16 protein-coding genes and 6 tRNA genes are annotated in these 17,870 nt (G+C 65.1%); 14 read left to right on the top strand and 8 right to left on the bottom strand.

What is annotated here, in order from left to right:
- Window positions 1-357: 357 nt before the first annotated feature.
- From ppk1 to ACZLHH_RS04445, 4 genes are all read right to left on the bottom strand, one after another.
- On the bottom strand, window positions 358-2,445 hold the full coding sequence (gene ppk1 / locus ACZLHH_RS04430; RefSeq protein ID WP_049462834.1) for a polyphosphate kinase 1: 2,088 nt from the start codon (window positions 2,443-2,445) through the stop codon (window positions 358-360).
- Between the two features lie 4 nt (window positions 2,446-2,449).
- Window positions 2,450-3,781, bottom strand: a complete 1,332-nt coding sequence (gene phoR, locus ACZLHH_RS04435; RefSeq protein WP_032129078.1) for a phosphate regulon sensor histidine kinase PhoR — start codon at window positions 3,779-3,781, stop codon at window positions 2,450-2,452.
- 106 nt (window positions 3,782-3,887) lie between these two features.
- Entirely contained in the window at window positions 3,888-4,577 is a 690-nt protein-coding gene (gene phoB, locus ACZLHH_RS04440; protein WP_005408258.1) for a phosphate regulon transcriptional regulator PhoB, read from the bottom strand.
- Between the two features lie 116 nt (window positions 4,578-4,693).
- Window positions 4,694-6,340, bottom strand: a complete 1,647-nt coding sequence (locus ACZLHH_RS04445) for a M48 family metalloprotease (RefSeq protein WP_032129079.1) — start codon at window positions 6,338-6,340, stop codon at window positions 4,694-4,696.
- Window positions 6,341-6,482: 142 nt separating this feature from the next.
- Here ACZLHH_RS04445 and grxC point away from each other — a divergent pair, with 142 nt between their 5' ends.
- The 6 genes from grxC (at window position 6,483) to ACZLHH_RS04475 (ending at window position 11,254) form a co-directional block, all read left to right on the top strand.
- Window positions 6,483-6,773, top strand: coding sequence for a glutaredoxin 3 (gene grxC / locus ACZLHH_RS04450; RefSeq protein ID WP_049400919.1), 291 nt, complete (start codon window positions 6,483-6,485; stop codon window positions 6,771-6,773).
- Window positions 6,770-7,162: a carboxymuconolactone decarboxylase family protein gene (locus ACZLHH_RS04455; RefSeq protein ID WP_004146041.1), complete on the top strand. Its 393-nt coding sequence runs from the start codon at window positions 6,770-6,772 to the stop codon at window positions 7,160-7,162. Before grxC ends, ACZLHH_RS04455 begins: the two co-directional genes overlap by 4 nt.
- 361 nt (window positions 7,163-7,523) lie before the next feature.
- The gene (locus ACZLHH_RS04460; protein ID WP_032129081.1) at window positions 7,524-8,528 is read left to right on the top strand and encodes an isocitrate dehydrogenase; all 1,005 of its coding nucleotides are present in this window, start codon (window positions 7,524-7,526) and stop codon (window positions 8,526-8,528) included.
- A 245-nt stretch (window positions 8,529-8,773) separates the two neighbouring features.
- Window positions 8,774-9,517, top strand: a complete 744-nt coding sequence (locus ACZLHH_RS04465; protein ID WP_049462835.1) for a cysteine hydrolase family protein — start codon at window positions 8,774-8,776, stop codon at window positions 9,515-9,517.
- 53 nt (window positions 9,518-9,570) lie between these two features.
- On the top strand, window positions 9,571-10,479 hold the full coding sequence (locus ACZLHH_RS04470) for a LysR family transcriptional regulator (RefSeq protein ID WP_049462836.1): 909 nt from the start codon (window positions 9,571-9,573) through the stop codon (window positions 10,477-10,479).
- A 25-nt stretch (window positions 10,480-10,504) separates the two neighbouring features.
- Window positions 10,505-11,254 carry a sulfite exporter TauE/SafE family protein gene (locus ACZLHH_RS04475; protein ID WP_032129085.1) on the top strand — a complete coding sequence of 250 codons (750 nt, stop codon included), beginning with the start codon at window positions 10,505-10,507 and terminating at the stop codon, window positions 11,252-11,254.
- Window positions 11,255-11,310: 56 nt separating this feature from the next.
- Here ACZLHH_RS04475 and ACZLHH_RS04480 read toward each other — a convergent pair.
- Window positions 11,311-12,545 (bottom strand): IS3 family transposase gene (locus ACZLHH_RS04480; protein WP_223224739.1). Its coding sequence is split into 2 segments (ribosomal slippage): window positions 11,311-12,194 and window positions 12,194-12,545, totalling 1,236 coding nucleotides; the frame shifts between segments, so codons are not numbered across the junction.
- A 111-nt stretch (window positions 12,546-12,656) separates the two neighbouring features.
- On the bottom strand, window positions 12,657-13,415 hold the full coding sequence (locus ACZLHH_RS04485; RefSeq protein WP_049461430.1) for a Bax inhibitor-1/YccA family protein: 759 nt from the start codon (window positions 13,413-13,415) through the stop codon (window positions 12,657-12,659).
- Between the two features lie 180 nt (window positions 13,416-13,595).
- On the opposite strand from ACZLHH_RS04485, the gene ACZLHH_RS04490 reads away from it, so the two are divergent.
- Together ACZLHH_RS04490 and ACZLHH_RS04495 are read left to right on the top strand one after the other, a co-directional pair.
- Window positions 13,596-13,672, top strand: a tRNA-Pro gene (locus ACZLHH_RS04490).
- 39 nt (window positions 13,673-13,711) lie between these two features.
- A tRNA-Arg gene (locus ACZLHH_RS04495) sits at window positions 13,712-13,788 on the top strand.
- 326 nt (window positions 13,789-14,114) lie between these two features.
- Here ACZLHH_RS04495 and ACZLHH_RS04500 read toward each other — a convergent pair.
- Together ACZLHH_RS04500 and ACZLHH_RS04505 are read right to left on the bottom strand one after the other, a co-directional pair.
- Complete coding sequence (locus ACZLHH_RS04500) at window positions 14,115-14,540, bottom strand: hypothetical protein (protein ID WP_165929922.1); 426 nt, start codon at window positions 14,538-14,540, stop codon at window positions 14,115-14,117.
- A gap of 75 nt (window positions 14,541-14,615) precedes the next feature.
- Window positions 14,616-15,536 (bottom strand): hypothetical protein, encoded by a 921-nt coding sequence (locus ACZLHH_RS04505; protein ID WP_032129316.1) that lies wholly within the window; start codon window positions 15,534-15,536, stop codon window positions 14,616-14,618.
- 437 nt (window positions 15,537-15,973) lie between these two features.
- Here ACZLHH_RS04505 and ACZLHH_RS04510 point away from each other — a divergent pair, with 437 nt between their 5' ends.
- The 6 genes from ACZLHH_RS04510 to ACZLHH_RS04535 all read left to right on the top strand — a co-directional run bounded on the left by ACZLHH_RS04510 (window position 15,974) and on the right by ACZLHH_RS04535 (window position 17,691).
- Window positions 15,974-16,198, top strand: coding sequence for a hypothetical protein (locus ACZLHH_RS04510; RefSeq protein WP_049461432.1), 225 nt, complete (start codon window positions 15,974-15,976; stop codon window positions 16,196-16,198).
- A gap of 168 nt (window positions 16,199-16,366) precedes the next feature.
- A tRNA-His gene (locus ACZLHH_RS04515) sits at window positions 16,367-16,443 on the top strand.
- A gap of 79 nt (window positions 16,444-16,522) precedes the next feature.
- Window positions 16,523-16,598 (top strand) — tRNA-Lys (locus tag ACZLHH_RS04520).
- A 198-nt stretch (window positions 16,599-16,796) separates the two neighbouring features.
- A tRNA-Lys gene (locus tag ACZLHH_RS04525) sits at window positions 16,797-16,872 on the top strand.
- A 229-nt stretch (window positions 16,873-17,101) separates the two neighbouring features.
- Window positions 17,102-17,467 (top strand): hypothetical protein, encoded by a 366-nt coding sequence (locus ACZLHH_RS04530; RefSeq protein WP_049463492.1) that lies wholly within the window; start codon window positions 17,102-17,104, stop codon window positions 17,465-17,467.
- Window positions 17,468-17,606: 139 nt separating this feature from the next.
- Window positions 17,607-17,691, top strand: a tRNA-Leu gene (locus ACZLHH_RS04535).
- Window positions 17,692-17,870: the final 179 nt, after the last annotated feature.

A 17,870-nucleotide genomic window follows, 5' to 3' on the forward strand; every position in this document is an offset into this window, starting at 1 on the left:
AAGGGGCGGTGTGCTCGTCACCGCGCGACCTTCACATTTTGGAAGAGGGGAGTGCGGCAGGGCTGCGCCCTGCACCCGCAGAGGCCAGAGCAACAGCAACAGCAACAGCAACAGCAACAGCGGGCTATCCGTGGGATGGCGGGGCGGGTCCGATGGCAGGGGACGCCGTGAACCCGTCCATGGGGCTTGGTCGCCGCATCCATGCGGCTCACACCCCTGCCACCGGACCCACCCCGCCTTCGACAGATTTCTGCGATCTGATGGTGGGTGCCGACCGTTGGTCGGCACTGATCCAATCCCGACCAAAATCGGTGCCTACCGCTCCTGGTAGGTGTCGACCTTGGTCGACACACCGGGTTACAGACCCTGCATCAGTGCCATCTGCGCAGAATGCGGTGCCTCGTCGTGGGCGGGCGCACGCTTGTGGTAGATGCCGTCGGCATCCAGTTCCCAGGCGTTGAGGTTGTCGTCCAGGTAGTTCTGCAGGACCTCGCGGTAGACCCGCTTGGCCAGCTCCGGATCGAGGATCGGGAAGCAGGTCTCGACCCGGCGCAGCAGGTTGCGCTCCAGCCAGTCGGCGCTGGCGCAGTACATCTCCGGTGCGCCGTCGTTGCCGAACCAGTAGACGCGGCTGTGCTCCAGGAAGCGGCCGACGATCGAGCGCACGCGGATGTTGTCCGAGATGCCCGGCACGCCCGGGCGCAGAGTGCAGGCGCCGCGGATGATCAGGTCGATCTGCACGCCGGCCTGCGAGGCGGCGTACAGCGCGCGCACCACCTGCGGTTCGTTCAGGGCGTTCATCTTGGCGATGATCCGCGCCGGGCGACCGGCGGCGGCGATGCGCGTTTCGCGCTCGATGCGGCCGAGGATGCCGGTGTGCAGGGTGAAGGGCGACTGCAGCAGGCGCTTGAGCTTCATCTTCGAGGCCAGCCCGGACAGCTGCTGGAACAGCAGGTGCACGTCGTTACCGATGTCCGCATCGGCGGTGATCAGGCTGATGTCGGTGTACGCGCGGGCGGTGCCGCTGTGGTAGTTGCCTGTGCCCAGGTGTACATAGCGGCGCAGCTTGCGGCCCTCGCGGCGCACGATCAGCAGCATCTTGGCGTGGGTCTTGTAGCCGACCACGCCGTACACCACCTGCACGCCGGCTTCCTGCAGGCGATCGGCCAGGCCCAGGTTTGCCTCTTCGTCGAAGCGTGCGCGCAGTTCAACGACCACGGTCACGTCCTTGCCGTTGCGCGCAGCCTGGATCAGCGCATCGACAATCAGCGAATCCTTGCCGGTGCGGTACAGGGTCTGCTTGATCGCCAGCACGTTGGGGTCGATCGCCGCCTGCCGGATCAGGTCCAGCACCGCGGTGAAAGCATCGAACGGGTGGTGCAGCAGCAGGTCCTGGCGCGCCGCGGTCTCGAAGATGCCGTCGCTGTCGCGCAGCGTGCGCGGGGTCATTGGCGGGTACTTCAGGTCCGGCTGTGCGATCAGGTCGTACAACTGGATGATGCGGTTGAGGTTGACCGGGCCGTCGATGCGGTACACCGCGTTCTCGGTCAGGCCGAAGTTCTGCAGCAGGGTGCGCACGATCTCGCGCGGCATGTCCTGCGCGATTTCCAGCCGCACCGCCGGCCGGTAGCCGCGATCGACCAGTTCGTCGCGCAGTGCCAGCGCCAGGTTCTCCACCTCCTCCTCGTCCACCACCAGCTCGGAGTTGCGGGTGACGCGGAACTGGTAGGCCCCCTGGACTTCCATGCCCGGGAACAGCTCATCGACGAAGGTGGACAGCACCGAGGACAGGAACACGAAATTCTGCGACCCGCCGAGCTTCTCCGGCAGCTGGATGATGCGCGGCAGCGAGCGTGGCGCACGCACGATGGCCAGGTGGCCGGCGCGGCCGAACGCGTCGGTGCCCTTCAGCACCACCACGATGTTCAGCGACTTGTTGAGGATCTTCGGGAACGGGTGCACCGGGTCCAGGCCCAGCGGCGACAGCACCGGCATGATCTCGTTGCGGAAGTACGCACGCAGCCAGCGCTTCTGGCGATCGGTCCAGGAATGGCGGCCGAGCACGCCGATGCCGGCCTCCATCAGCGCCGGGCGCAGCGTCTCGTTCCAGCAGCGGTACTGCTGGTCCACCAGTTCCGCGGCGCGGTCATGGATGGCGTTGAGGATGGCCTGCGGGCTCATCCCGTCCGGCGCCGGCGGCAGGCCGAATTCCTGTGCGTGGCGTACGGCAGCGGCGCGGATCTCGAAGAACTCGTCGAGGTTGGTGCAGGAGATGCACATGAAGCGCAGGCGCTCCAGCAGCGGCACCTGCGGGTCCATCGCCTGGGCCAGCACGCGGAAGTTGAAATCCAGCTGCGACAGCTCGCGGTTGATGTACAGCGCCGGGTCGCGCAACGGATCGTTGTCCGGGCTCACGGGGAGGGGGAGGGATCCGAGGCTGCTCATGGAGTCATTCTTCGATGGAGGTCAGGGGGGCGGACTCGCGCGGGCGCACGTGGTCGGCATCGAAATGGCAGGAGAACACCGAGCCCTTGCCGACCTCGCTTTCAATCTCCAGCCGTGCGTGGTGCAGGCCGAGGATGTGCTTGACGATGGACAGGCCCAGGCCGGTACCGCCGCTTTCGCGGGAGCGGCTGCTGGAGACACGGTAGAAACGTTCGGTCAGGCGCGGCAGGTGGGAGGCCGGGATGCCATAGCCGGAATCGCGCACCGCCAGCACGGCACCATCGCCTTCGCGGCGGAACTCCACGGCGATGCGGCCACCGGCTGGCGTATAGCGCACCGCATTGGTGACCAGGTTGGAGAAGGCGCTATGCAGCTCCTTGGTGGAACCCTGCAGGTCGACGCCGGCCAGGTCGTCGATGCTGATCTGGTGGCGGCCCTGGCTGTGCGCTTCGGCTTCGCGGCGCAGCGTCGCCAGCATCGGCTGCATGGCCACGGTCTCTTCCTCGCTGTGTTCCTGCGATTCGAGGCGCGACAGGGTCAGCAGGTCTTCCACCAGCTGGGCCATGCGCTGGCTCTGCTTGCGCATTTCTTCCAGCATCGGTCCGGTTCCCGGGAAATCCTCCGGGTCCATCATGTCCAGATAGCCGTGCACCACGGTGAGCGGCGTGCGCAGTTCGTGTGAAACGTTGGCCACGAAATCGCGGCGCACCTGTTCCAGGCGCAGCAGCTTGCTGACGTCGCGGGCGATCAGCAGCCAGTAATCCGACGAATAGGGAATCAGGCGCAGGTTCAGGCGGATCGCCGGATCGACCGGCGAAGGCACGTCGAGGATCGGCTCGGCATTGCGGCCGCCGGCCAGCCAGTGCGCCAGCGGCATCGGCTGCAGGCGTTCGACCAGGGCTTCGCCGAGGTCGCCGGGGTGATGCAGGCCGAGCAGGGCGGTGGCCGCTTCGTTGAACCACTGCACGCGCTGGCTGTTGCGGTCCAGCACCACCACCGCATCGGGAAGTGCGGCGGCCGCAGCGCGATAGCTGCGCAGCATGTCCAGCAGGCGGCGCTTACGCACGCGCATTTCCACCTGGTTGCGGTACAGCAGGCGGTCCAGCTCGTTCCAGACGCCGGTGCCTTCTTCGGCGGTATCCCAGCGCTGGCGCGCGGTCAGGCGCCGCAGCACGCTGCGCAGGCGCCAGTAATGCCATGCCAGCGTGGCCAGCGCGCCCAACGCGATGCACAACCACAGATGGCCCGTGAACCACCCCACCAGTCCGGCGAACAGCAGTACCGCGGCAACGGTGGCCAGGGTCTTCAACCAGGCAGAGCGGATGTGGCGGGGCATTGCGATCTCGTCGTTGAGGTGCGGCGGTTCACTGGGGTGAACCGAGGGTTATAGCAGAGTTGCCGGCGCCGGCACCCGCAGGTGCGTGGCGCCGGCACGACGAGACTCAGGTAGCAGTGGAGAAGCGGTAGCCGGCGCCGCGCACGGTCTGCACCATGTTTTCGGCGTTGAACGGTTCCAGCGTCTTGCGCAGGCGGCGGATGTGCACGTCGATGGTGCGCTCCTCCACGTAGACGCTGCCGCCCCACACATGGTCCAGCAGCTGGGCGCGGGTATAGACGCGCTCCGGGTGGGTCATGAAGAAGTGCAGCAGGCGGTATTCGGTCGGGCCGATCGGCACCGGCTGGTCGTTGGCGAACACGCGATGGGCGGCGCCGTCGATTCGGATCGGGCCGACCGCCACGCTGCCGTCCTCGTCGTCCTCGCGGGCGCGGCGCATCACCGCACGGATGCGGGCCAGCAGTTCGCGCGCCGAGAACGGTTTGACCACATAGTCGTCGACGCCGGCTTCAAGGCCACCCACGCGGTCGTTTTCTTCGCCGCGGGCGGTCAGCATGATGATCGGCACTTCGCGGGTCAGGGTTTCCTTGCGCCAGCGGCGGGCCAGGTCCAGGCCGCTGGTGCCGGGCAGCATCCAGTCCAGCAGGATCAGGTCGGGGACGCGGTCGGCGATGGCGGTCTGGGCCTCACGGGCGTCGCCGGCGTGGACCGGTTCGTAATCGCCCTTGCGCAGGGCGAAGGCGACCATTTCACGGATCGCGGGCTCGTCATCGACGATCAGGATGCGTTTCTGCACGAGGACACCGTAGGGCTCGATTACTGGAGTGGTGCCAGTAGACTACGGTTTGATGACATGTTTGTGACTACCTGGCCGGAACCGGTCGGGATTGCCATCGGCCGGTCATGCAGCGCTCAGCGGCGGTCCAGGTCCGGGTCCTGCACGCCCTGCCGGCGCAGCTCCAGCACGGTGGGGGTGATCGCCTCGATGCGCGCATCCACCCGTGCCCGGCCTACGTAGTCCAGCGCCGGATTGCGCTTGAGCGCCTGCAGCTGCATCAGCGACTGTTCCGGCCGGCCGCTGAGGAAGGCCGCCTCGGCGTAGGCCTCGCTGGCACGCACGCTGTCGCCGGCCAACTCGCTGGCGCGGGCGTACCGCTGCTGGAAGACCGGATCGTTACCGCTTTGTGACAGCAGGGGCCGCAGCATGGCCTGCGCGCGTTGGCCCGCCTCGCGGCTGCCCTGTTCGTTCAGGATCTCGGCATAGGTCAGCGCCACCGGACGGCTGTTGGGGTGCTGACGTAGCAACTGCTCGAAGCGGCTGTTGGCCTGGGCGGTCTGGCCTGCACGCGATTCGGCCTCGCCCAGCCCCAGAGCCAGCCACAGGTTGTCCGGGCGGGTCTGCAGCAGGCCTGCCAGGGTCTGCCGGGCCTGGGTGGCGCCGGCGCGACCGCTGCGCATCACCGCCAGCGCCTGGCCATAGCGCTGGGCATCGTTGAGGCCGTCCTTCTGACGCTTGGCCAGATCGGCATACTCGCGTTCCAGCTCGGGGGTGGAATCCGCGCTGAGCACGCGCAGGCGCTCGCGGGCCCAGTCGAAGTCGCCACTGGCGCCGCGGCTGAGCTGGCCCATCGGGATGCGCAGCACGCTGCTGGGCAGCAGCGGGTTGGTTCCGCGCAACAGGGGTTCGGCCAGGCTGGGATCGGCCGGGTCCACGCGCTCCCTGCGCTCGCCGCTGGGGGTGCTGGTGGTCAGCAGCACCGTGTCCTTCTTCATCTGGTCGGCGCGGGCCTTGGCCTCGCTGATGCGGGTGATGTTGACCGGATGGGTGCGCAGGAACTCGGGCACGCTGTAGCCACCCTCGTTGCCGCGCATCGCCGATGCCATCCGCTCGAAGAAGCCGGCCATGGCGTCCACGTCGTAACCGCTGCGCGACAGGGTGCGGATGCCGAGGCGATCGGCCTCGGACTCGTTGGAGCGGGTGTAGTTGATCTGGCGCTGCTGCATCAGGCCCATGCCCGAGCTGATCGCGGCCATGGTCGCGTTGCCGGACGACGTGCTGTTGCTGGCCTGTGCGGCCACCACCGCCGCCAGCATGCCGAGCAGGATCGGGATCTGGTCGCGCTGGGCACGCTCGACCCCGCGCAGCACGTGCTGCTGGGTGACGTGGGCGATTTCGTGCGACAGCACCGCCGCGACCTCGTCCTCGCGCTCGGCGGTCAGCACCAGGCCAGCATTGACCCCGATGTAGCCGCCCAGCGTGGCGAAGGCGTTGATCTGGCGGTCCTTCATCACGAAGAACGTGTAGGGCTGGCGAGGCTGGTCGCTGTTGGAGCCGAGCCGGGTACCCATGGTCTGCAGCCAGTCGTTGACCAGCGGGTCATCCAGCAGGTAGCCGTAGTTGCGCAGCTCGCGCAGCATCATCGCGCCGTACTCGGCCTGGCGGGCCGGGGTCAGCAGCTCGCCGGCCGAGGAGCCGATGTCGGGCAGCTTCTCCTGGGCCTGGGCGAGCGGCATGGCCAGGGCCAGGGTGACGGCGGTAGTCAGTAGCAGGGCTCGCAAGCAGTGGGTCCTCGGGCAGGGCGCGCCAAGCGTGGCAGGGTGGGGGGCAACCATTCGTTAATCCACAGTGTTGCGGCCGTGGCGTGGAAATTCCAGCGCACCGGTACCATATGTAGACCGTCGATCCATCGTGGAGTTTCCCGTGACAGCCCAGACCGCCGGCGGTGCCCCCGCCATCACCATCTATTCCACCGCCGTCTGCCCGTACTGCGTGGCCGCCAAGAACTTCCTGAAGAGCAAGGGACAGCAGTGGACCGAGGTCCGCATCGACCTGGACCCGGTCGAGCGCGAGAAGATGATGGCACTGACCCGCCGTACCAGCGTGCCGCAGATCTTCGTCGGCGACGTCCACGTAGGCGGCTACGACGACATGATGGCCCTGCACCGTGAAGGCAAGCTCGAGCCGCTGCTGGCCGGGCAGGGCCAGGCATGAGCGCGGCCGACGACGGCAGCAAGGACCGCATCGCCGAGTTCACCGACTTCCGCAAGCGCATGAACGAGCGGATCCTGGGCGAGCCGAACCAGGTGGTGCGCCGCTTCTTCGCGCTGGACACGCAGACCTACCAGGCCGGCGCGCTGGACGTGAAGACCAAGGAACTGCTGGGCCTGGTGGCCTCGATGGTGCTGCGCTGCGACGACTGCATCAGCTATCACGTGGCCCAGTGCAAGGACGCCGGGGTGACCCGAGAAGAGTTCTTCGAGACCTTCTCGGTCGGCCTGGTGGTGGGCGGTTCCATCGTGATCCCGCACCTGCGCCGCGCGGTCGACTTCCTCGACCAGCTCGAAGGCGGCGCCGCCGCCCCGGAAGCGCACGCGCACTGAACCTGACGGGCGCCGGGAACCGGGCCCTGTGGCCCTCCCGGTAGTGCCGGCCGCTGGCCGGCATCCCGTGAACCCCACATGGCCGAGGTTGCCGGCCAGCGGCCGGCACTACCGGACGTGCGGGGCGCCTTCCCCGTGATCCCACAGCCCAGCAGCCCCCTTGTTGTTCAAGGGGGCGCGCCGACAGGCGCGGGGATAAGGTGGGGTGCGCGGGCAATTCTGCCTGAGCCGGGCACTGGGACCATGGTCTATTTGGGACCTCGGCCCCGGCTCAGGCATAATTGCCGGTGAAACTTCCTTTGCGCCGGCGTTTCCGGGCACGTCCGGACGGCGTTTTTCCCCCTGTTCGGAACATCGATCAATGACGCAGAAAATTACGGTCATCCGCGGCGACGGCATTGGCCCGGAAATCATGGACGCCACCCTGTTCGTACTCGACCAGCTCAAGACTGGCCTGGAGTACGAAGACGCCGACGCCGGCCTGGTGGCCCTGGAAAAGCACGGCGACCTGATGCCGGCGGTGACCCTGGAATCGATCGCGCGCAACAAGGTCGCGCTGAAGAGCCCGCTGACCACCCCGGTCGGTGGTGGCTTCACCTCGATCAACGTCAGCCTGCGCCGTCACTTCGACCTGTACGCCAATGTGCGTCCGGCCCACACCTTCCCGAACACCAAGTCGCGTTTCGACAACGTCGACCTGATCACCGTGCGTGAGAACACCGAAGGCGCCTACCTGGCCGAAGGCCAGGAAGTGTCGGCCGACGGCGAGACCGCCTTCTCCGGCACCCGCATCACCCGCAAGGGCTCCGAGCGCATCGTGCGCTACGCCTTCGAGCTGGCCAAGAGCACCGGCCGCAAGAAGGTCACCGCCGTACACAAGGCCAACATCATCAAGTCGACCTCGGGCCTGTTCCTGAATGTCGCCCGTGAAGTGGCTGCGCAGTACCCGGACATCGAATTCCAGGAAATGATCGTCGACAACTGCTGCATGCAGCTGGTGATGCGTCCGGAACAGTTCGACGTGATCGTCACCACCAACCTGTTCGGCGACATCATCTCCGACCTGTGCGCCGGCCTCGTCGGCGGCCTGGGCCTGGCCCCGGGTGCCAACATCGGCAAGGACGCGGCGATCTTCGAAGCCGTGCACGGCACTGCGCCGGACATCGCTGGCCAGGGCAAGGCCAATCCGTGCGCGCTGCTGCTGGCAGCGGCGCAGATGCTGGACCATGTCGGCCAGCCGGAAAATGCCGAGCGCCTGCGCAAGGCCATCGTGGCGACCATGGAAGCCAAGGATTCGCTGACCGGCGACCTGGGCGGCACCGGCACCACCATGAGCTTTGCCCAGGCCATCGCCAGCCGCCTGTAAGCGGCCGGCGTTCCTTGACGGAACCGCAGCGGGGCGCCTTCGGGCGCCTCGTTGCGTTGTGGGTCGGCTCGGTAGATCCACGCCATGCGTGGATGGCGGGGCTTTGGTCCGCAGCCACCCATGGGGCGGCTCTACAGGGGATTGTCTGTGCGAAATTCGCACAGATCATGTGCTTTTACATGGCTGGTTCGTGCGCCGTCCGCTCCGCATCATGTGCCCACTTTTCACCGCACAGGAGCTTGAACATGAACCTCACCGCCTTTGGTCTGGCCAGCCTGATCGGCATGGCCACCGTTACCCCCGTCACCGCTGCCGAACCGGCCCATCCCACCATCCGCCACATGGCTGGCGCACCCGTTGTGGCTTCGCTGGATGCGGCGAAGACCGCCGTGCTGGTGATCGACTTCCAGAACGAATACTTCGACGGCAGCGCTGCGCCGGGCTTCGCCGGTGGCCGAATGGTCATCCCCGATGGCGTGGCCGCACTGCGGCAGGCGAAGCGGATGGTCGAGTTCGCCGATGCCCACGGCATCCGCGTGATCCATGTACAGCACGTGTTGCCGGCGGGTGCGCCGCTGTTCGCGCAAGGCAGCGTCAATGCCGCCTTCCATCGCGACCTGCAGCCGCGCAAGGGCGAGACCGTGGTGCAGAAGGACAACGTCAGCGTGTTCGCCGGTGACTCGGCCGCAGTGCTCGACCAGGTGCTGAAGGATGCCGGCATCGACACCCTGATCGTCACCGGCCTGCAGACCCATGCCTGCGTGGCAGGTGCCGCCCGCGATGCCGCAGCGGCACCGCGTGGCTACCGCGTCATCGTGTCGTCCGATGCAACTGCCAGCCGTGATCTGGATCTTGCCGGAGGCCAGCGCATCGGTCATCGCGCGCTGCATGACGCCTCGCTGGCGCAGATTGAGGACACCTTCGGCGATGTCATGGCGACTGACGCGATCCTGGCACTGCCGGTGCGCAAGGCCGGCGACGGCGCTTGATAAGCTGACGGGGCCCGCACGCCGCGGGCCCCGCCACCTGGAGCCGCCCGCCGATGGACCATTTCGCCGCCCTGCGTGCGCTGCGCGCCATCGTCGATGCAGGCAGTTTCACCGCCGCCGCCGAACGACTGGGTACCACCCATTCGGCGATGTCACGGCAACTGCGGCAGCTGGAAGAACATCTGCAGGTTCGACTGCTCGATCGCAACAGCCGCCGGCTGTCACTGACCGAAGCCGGTCGCGACTACTACCGCGAGGCGGCAGCGCTGCTGGATCGCCTGCAGGAGGCGGATGACCGCGCACGCGCAGGGCAGGCACAGCCCAGCGGCACCGTGCGGATCAGCGTGCCGCAGGTGGTCGCCAGCCAGGAGCTGCCGCATTGGTTGCCGTCGTTCCTGCAGCGCTATCCACAGGTCACGCTGGATCTTTCCGCCGACGACCAGCTGGTTGATGTGGTCGGGGGCGGCTTCGACCTGGCGCTGCGCATCGCGCCTTCCTTGCCGGACAGCCAGCTGGTCGCGCGCGAGCTGGCCAGCTGCCCACGCATCCTGGTCGCCGCACCGGCCTATCTGGCGCGGCACGGTCTGCCCCGGCAGGCTTCGGACCTCGCACAGCACACGCTGCTGGGTTTCAGTCCCACAGCGGCGATGTCGCCCTGGCAGCTGCAGGGACCACGCGGTGCCGCCGCGAGCATCGAGTCGGGGCAGCGCCTGCGGGTGGATGCGACGCCAGCGTTGTATGCCGCTGCGTTGGCTGGCATGGGCATCAGCCTGTTCACTGCGCTGACCGTGCAGGAGGACCTGCGTGCCGGCCGCCTGATCCGTGTGCTGCCCGCCTGGCACGCCGGACAGCGGCGCTACTTCGCGCTGTATCCGCACGCGCGGGCGCTGGCGCCGAAGGTGCGTGCGCTGGTCGAGCACCTTGCGGCGCACTACGCTGCACAGGTGGGCGCGGCGGGGTAGTCGCGCGGCAGCAACCGAGGTGGTGATGGAGTCGGTGTATCTGCTGGTCGCGCTGGGCGCGATCGTCGCCGGATTCGTGCAGGGTCTGTCCGGCTTCGCCTTCGGCATGGTGGCGATGTCGTTCTGGGCGTGGGGACTGGAGCCGCGGCTGGCGGCGACGCTTTCGGTGTTTGGTGCGCTGGTCGGGCAGCTGGTCGCAGTGTTCACCGTGCGCCGCGGTTTCAACCTGCGCCTGCTGCTGCCGTTCGTGCTGGGTGGGCTGGCCGGCATTCCGCTGGGCGTGACGGTGCTGCCACGGCTGGACATGGACTGGTTCAAGGCGCTGCTGGGTGGCTTCCTGGCGCTGTGGTGCCCGGTGATGCTGATGGCGCGCTCGTTGCCTCCGGTCCGAGTCGGCGGCCGTATCGGTGATGCGATTGCTGGCATGGCCGGTGGCGTGCTCAGTGGCATCGGCGGCTTTGCCGGGCCGGTGCCGACGTTGTGGAGCACCCTGCGAGGCTTCGGCAAGGACGAGCAGCGCGCGGTCATCCAGAACTTCAACCTGGCGATGCTGGCGGTGACAATGGCCACCTATGTCGGCAGCGGCCTGGTGAGCCGGCAGATGTTGCCGTACTTCGCCATCGTGGCACCGGCCATGCTGGTGCCGACCCTGCTGGGCGCGCGGGTCTACATCGGCATCAGCGAGGCACGCTTCCGGCAGGTCGTGCTGGGCCTGCTGACCGCGTCAGGCATCGCGTTGCTGGCGTCGTCGCTGCCGGTACTGCTGGCGCGCTGAGGGAATGACTCGTCCTGCCATAGGTTGACACCGATGGGTGGATGGTCCGGCCGCCGTCAGGCGGCCAAAGACGCCCGATGCATCGCATCGGGCGTCTGCATTTTAAGGGACAGGTGGGGGCGCTCAGCGTTGTAGATGTCTACGGCCTCAGCCACCATCTGGCGGGCTTGCCCCAGGTCCCGTGGGCGATGAAGCAGGAACTCGCACTTGAGGATCCCGTTGACTCGCTCTGCCAGAGCGTTCTGATAGCAGTCGTAGCCGTCGGTCATCGAGCAGGTCAGGCCGTGCCGCGCATGGATCTTCTGGTAGTAATCCGAGCAGTACTGGATTCCACGATCAGAGTGATGGATCAGCTTCTGCGGTGTCTTTCTCCCTTTCAGCGCCATCTCCAGCGCCTGAGCTACCTGCTCTGTCTGTAGCGTTTCATGCACGCTCCAGCCCACGATCTTGCGCGACCAGGCATCGGTGACCAGGCTCAGATACACGAACTTCCCCTGCGTCGGCAGATAGGTGATGTCCGCCACCCACACCTGCTCGCTACCGGTTGGTATTACGCATCCTTGGCCAGGTTTGAGCAGATTCGGATGCCTGCGAAAGCGATGATGGCTGTCGGTAGTCTTGTGATAAGCCCGACGTTTCGGTACCAGCAGGCGCGCTTCCCGAAGTACGTCAAACAACCGGTCACGCCCCATGGTGATTCCCGCCGCCTGCAGCTTCGGTCCGATCAAATGGTGCAACTTGCGCGTCCCGATCCGTGGCTGCCGCACGCGGCAATCGCTCACCAGCGCCAGTGCTTTGGTCTCGCTGGCGCGTCGTCGTTGATGCCGGCACCCCGCTTGATAGAACGCCTGTCGACTGATGCCGAAATGGCGGCAAGCCCTTGCCACGCTTACGCCTTTGAGGCGCCCTTGCGTGAGGACTTGCCTGAAGGCTTTTTTACGATGCGCACCCCGTAATCCTCTTTGAGGACATCCACGATGGCTTCGAAAAGCTGTGCTTTCTCGTTGGCCTCCCGCAACTGGACCTGCAGGGCCTTGATCTGTTGTTCCGGCGTCAGCGGCGTGGCCGGTCCACTTTTGGGAGAAGTCGTCATGGGGGCAGATGATGCACCACCTGACCAATCTTGCCGACCATGGCGGCGAAGCCACTTCAGAACCGTGCTGCTACCTTGGATACCGTATCGCTCCTGAGCCTTCTTATAGGTCAGTTCTCCACGCTCGACCTGATCGACCACGGACAACTTGAAGGCCAGCGAGTAATCCCGCTGACTGCGCCTGATTGTTGATTTCATTGAACATTCCTTTTCCAGAGGGAAAAGGTGTCAACCCAATTCAGGACGGGTCAGAAGAACGAAAAAGGGCGCCACGAAGGGCGCCCTTTGTCGTCTACGGCATGTTTCGGCTCAGCGCTGCTGGATCTTCGACAGCAGGCGCAGGAATTCAACATACAGCCAGACCAGGGTCACCATCAGGCCGAATGCGCCATACCACTCCATGTACTTCGGTGCACGCTGGGCGACACCGGTTTCGATGAAGTCGAAATCCAGCACCAGGTTCAGCGCGGCCACGACCACCACGAACAGGCTGAAAGCAATGCCCAGCCAGCCGGAGTCGTGGATCACCGGCACGTCGATGTTGAAGAAGCCCAGCACGAACGAGGCGAGGTAGAGCAGGGCGATGCCGCCAGTGGCGGCGACCACGCCCATCTTGAAGTTCTCGGTGGCCTTGATCAGGCCGCTGCGGTACGCGAACAGCAGCGCGAACAGGGTGCCAAAGGTCAGCAGCACCGCCTGGAACACGATGCCCGGGAACTTGGCGTTGAACACGGCCGAGATGGCGCCCAGGAACAGGCCTTCCACCAGCGCGTACATCGGTGCGGTGACCGGCGACCACTCCTTCTTGAACACGGTGATCAGCGCCAGCACCAGGCCGCCGATGGCGCCGCCCATGGCATACAGCTTGGCTCCAGCCATGACCTGGCCGTAGTCATCGATGGTCTGGTTCCAGGCGAAAGCGGCCGTCAGTACGGTCAACAGCAGCAGGAAACCGGTCTTGTTGACGGTGCCGTTGAGGGTCATGGCCTGGTCGGGGCTGGTCACCACCGAGCCACTGGCGAGGTCGAGGAAGGTGGACTCGGAAAGAGCCGGGTTGCCGCTGCGCATACGCGTTCTCCGTGCGAATGAGGGTCAGGACGGCCATCCGGCCGATGGGCGTGAGCATAGCCGATGACTGCTTTCGGCGTTGTGGCAGGTGCCGGATCTACGCATCCTGCGTTGACAGTTCCCAATGCGCTTGGCGACAATGACCAGCTCCCCGGGCATGGCCCGAGGGGATTGCAAGACCGGGGTATAGCGCAGTCTGGTAGCGCGCCTGCTTTGGGAGCAGGATGTCGGGGGTTCGAATCCCTCTACCCCGACCAATCCCACATCACGTCGGATTGGACACCGTTCCGGTTCGGGCGCCCGTAGCTCAACTGGATAGAGCACCGGCCTTCTAAGCCGGCGGTTACAGGTTCGATTCCTGTCGGGCGCGCCATTGGAATCAATGATTTATGCGCTCACGCCCGTGAACACCGGTTCCCATTCGATGGTTGCGCAATCCTGGGTGGCGAGCATTCCACCTTCCTATTTTTCGATGAAAGATACCCTTTGTATGGGGTGCAGTCGCACGGCGTGATGTCATGCAGGTTGCGGTTGACCGGCATCTGGCGACGATCGGCTCACTCCGCAGGTGCTTGAGCAGCGCCGCCTGGGATGGGGCAATGCGCCCGGCAACGAAAAAAGGCCAGCGCTATGCGCTGGCCTTTTCCATGTCGCGATGGTCGCGATGGGTGCACTCTGGTCGAGTGCACCCCGGATGGATCACATCTGTTCCAGTTCGCCCACCCGCACCTTGCCGCCACCGCCGCAGTTGCCGTGGCAGCCGCCGCTGATCGGGCCGCTGCCGCCGCCACCACCGCCGCCACCGCCGCCGCCACCACCACCGCCGCGGGAGTTGGGCGGGAGGACGGTCGAAATCACTTCGCCGGAGTCGAAACCTGCACCTCGCCACGTGTAGTTGACGCAGGAAATACCGTTACAGACGGTCAGGACATCGCCGGTCTGGACGCGCGTCTGGGCAGTCCAGACCGTGGTCCGGCCGTCATTGAGCTTCTGGACCTCTTGGGAAAGCTGCTGGTTGGTCACCGGATCGGGATACGGGGTTGTCAGCGTGCATCCGGCGGTGCAGTTGATGACGCCAGGAAGCTTTTTCGCTTGAAGGCTCCCGGCCGCCATGAACAGCAGCACGCCTGCAATGGCGGGAATGGAGTTTCTACCAAGCGAAGGGATAATCCCAATCAGTCTAGCTTTCACAATAGGTCCTTATCGTGGGATGCAACAGTTCTTGAAGATTTCGTTCGATGAAATGCGGGCTTTCTCTTTCTCTTGGCTGCTCAGGTTTTTCTCATGGTTGGCAATGTCATTGGTGGTGGCAAAACGTGGGTCCAGCCGGTTGAGGACGCGGGTGTACGCCAGGGCCGCAACGGGATCCGCAGGAACGATGCCGCCATAGGTGTAGGCCATCGCCATGTCGCTGATGACATTGACGTTCCCTTGTGATTCCAGTTCGCGCAGATATCCGGTGGCGGTGTCCTTCCACGCCTCGAGCGCCGCGGGATCACGGATTGCGTCATCAAGCGAACCGATGACTTTCTCCGGCGATCGCGAGTAGGCGCGCATCGCTTCCTGCGAGCCCATGGCGGCGGCCTTCGAAAGCCAATCGGCGTGATAGATGTCCTGATCCAGAGCCAGCGACTCACACTCTTTGAGGATTCGTTCCGACCGCTCCAGGAACCAGTTGCCGGCCCCGACCGTGGTGGCCGAATCCGCCAGCTTGTCAGCGCGATCCGAGATGAAGGTCTGGCATTGCTCGATGGTTCGATAGATTTCGTAGGTTGCCGTGGCATCTCCGGATTCGGAGCGCAGCATCAGTTGCTTGACGTGGGCAAGCGCGTCACCGGGAGGCCGGAACTCATTGCCTCTTACGATTTCGTAGGCCTTGGGGCCCACGGCCTTGTACGAGCCCGGCGGGATCTTGTTGTCCCGCTCAAGCCTTTGCGCGGCCGCCGCACCTGACGCCGGAAGCTGCCTTCCCTGGTCAGGCCGTTCATCGAGGCTGCCACTCTTCCCGGATTCCTCTGCCGTGGCATCCGCAGTTGCCTGCTGCCGGTAGCCGGACATTGCAACGGCTGCCACTGCCAGCACGGCTGCCAGCGCGACGAATCCGATTAGCCGCTTGCTCATCTATTGATCTCACCTTCATTGCAGGAACCGGCATGGTTGCAAACGCGCGCCCTGCGTTCCATGTCCTGCAGCTAACGTTGTATGAATGGATCTCCCCCATTGCCGTTCCAGATCCATTCATGATCCATTCACTTAAAGTTCACGATCTCGGCAGCGCGTCCGACGACGGATGAGCTGTTTGCCAGCGCCTGACCTTCGGTGCGTGCGGCACGCACCTTCTGGTGCTCGGCATGAAATGCGGTTTCGAAAGACGCGGGAGATGTGGAGCAGGTGCTGGCCGAAGTGCATCAACTGCGCAGGCACCAACGGCGACCTACCCTGTACTGCGGCGGTGTCACCCGGCTGGCGTTGATTGGCCTGCTGATGGGGGCGACGGCCCAACGCAGTGTGTCGTTCGACGTGATCGAAACGATGTCGCCGATGGACAGCTGCGGCCGATGTTCTCGGCCGAAGATGAGTGCTTGCACGCGCAGGGTGTGCAAGCGATTACCCGTCGTGTGTTTCCTGGCAGGACGCAGTCGCGCAATGCGATGCTTCAGTTGCTCGACGGAGCGGGCCGGCCGCGCCTGCAGTTGCAGGTCACGCCGAAGGGGGAGGCCACGCTGTCATTCCTGGATGAGCATGGGGACACCGTGCGCGTGATCCAGGCGGAGCAGCCCTGATCTCCTGTTCCGGCCCCTGCACATCAATGTGAAGAAGTGCTTGCAATTCCTTCGCGACTCCCGGAAAATGCCGGACTCGCTTCGGGGGACGGACTTCTGGTTCCACCCGCTAGCAAAGCATCAAGGTCCAGCGTCAGCCTCATCGGCGGTGGAGCGAAAGTTTCAGTGGTGGCTGTAGCTCAGTTGGTTAGAGTACCGGATTGTGATTCCGGTGGTCGGGGGTTCGAATCCCCTCAGCCACCCCACTGATTCAACCGCATCGGCGCAGCCGAAACGGTATTGCAATAAACAGAAAGCACGCTACAATGTGCGTCTGAGTTTTACGGGCCGTTAGCTCAGTTGGTAGAGCAGTTGACTCTTAATCAATAGGTCCAAGGTTCGAATCCTTGACGGCCCACCAAGACAGAAGCCACCTGGTATCCCAGGTGGCTTTTTTCTTATAAGTGTGACTCCCATCGTTTCGATGGATGACGGGTTGCAGAGCCCCGCTTGGCCGTGGATCTGCAATGCAGCGGGACCGCAGTGCTGGTTTCAACGATGTTGAAAAAAGTGCTTGCACCCACCGAGCGGATCGGGTCATAATTCGCGCCCCGATTTCGGGCTGTTAGCTCAGTTGGTAGAGCAGTTGACTCTTAATCAATAGGTCCAAGGTTCGAATCCTTGACAGCCCACCAGACGAAAGCCACTTGGTTCGCCAAGTGGCTTTTTTCTTGTCTGCGCGCCGGGTGGCATTTCATCGACTGAAACGGCGCATGGCGTGAATCTACTGAAGCGATGCTGAAATCAGGGACATACGCGTCATCAGTGTTTTCAATGCTGTGCGCTGCTTCTCACCGCATCGCGTCCCGCATCGCACCCAATGGATCTTCCGCGCCGATGGCGCATGCACGAAGGAAGATGTTGATGGCTGATATCAATCGATTGCACCGCACGCTGTGGGTTCCCTTCGCGTTGATGGCGCTGGCGGCCTGCGCACCAGCCAATGGTCCCGCGAAGACCGTTGAACGCGATGCGGGCACGGAGAGCACTCCGGCGCGCCCGGTGGGTGACGCCATGCAGATGCAGCCAGCTCAGCCTGCGGAAGCGGAGGTCCTGCCTGACGCGGTGGATGTGCAGCGCAATGCGGACGGTTCGGTGGATGTGCGCAAGGCCATGCCGGAGTCGGTGGCTCTGCGCCGTACCGATGACGGGGGCGTGGAGATCCGCAAGGGGGAGGCGCCCGCCGAACATGCAGGCATGGCACCGGCCCGCGCTGTACCGCAGCAGTAAGCCGCAGTCGTCCTGGCGGGTGGTGCGCCCGCCGGGACGGCAGCGATGCAGGGGCCGCGCGCATCGCTGCAGATTCAGTTTTGTGCAGGCCTTCCGCTTCCAGCCCCCGCCTGCGACAATGAACGCCTGAGCCGGCCACGCGAAAGTGGCGGAATTGGTAGACGCCCTGGATTTAGGTTCCAGTGCCGCAAGGCGTGGGGGTTCGAGTCCCCCCTTTCGCACCAGTGCCGGCCTGTCCCCGCCCTGATCGGGCCATCTGCGCCCCCTTGACCGGCACGCGCTGGCAGTGCAGGCCGAATTGGGCGAAACTAAAGGGCTGCGGCAAGCAGGCGCGTCCCAGACGTCGTGTCCTTACAACCGTTTCATCCCAATCATCGAGCCGGGGGCGTGGGCCACCGGTGGC

The organism is Stenotrophomonas sp. 28608_Sma, from assembly GCF_056486185.1.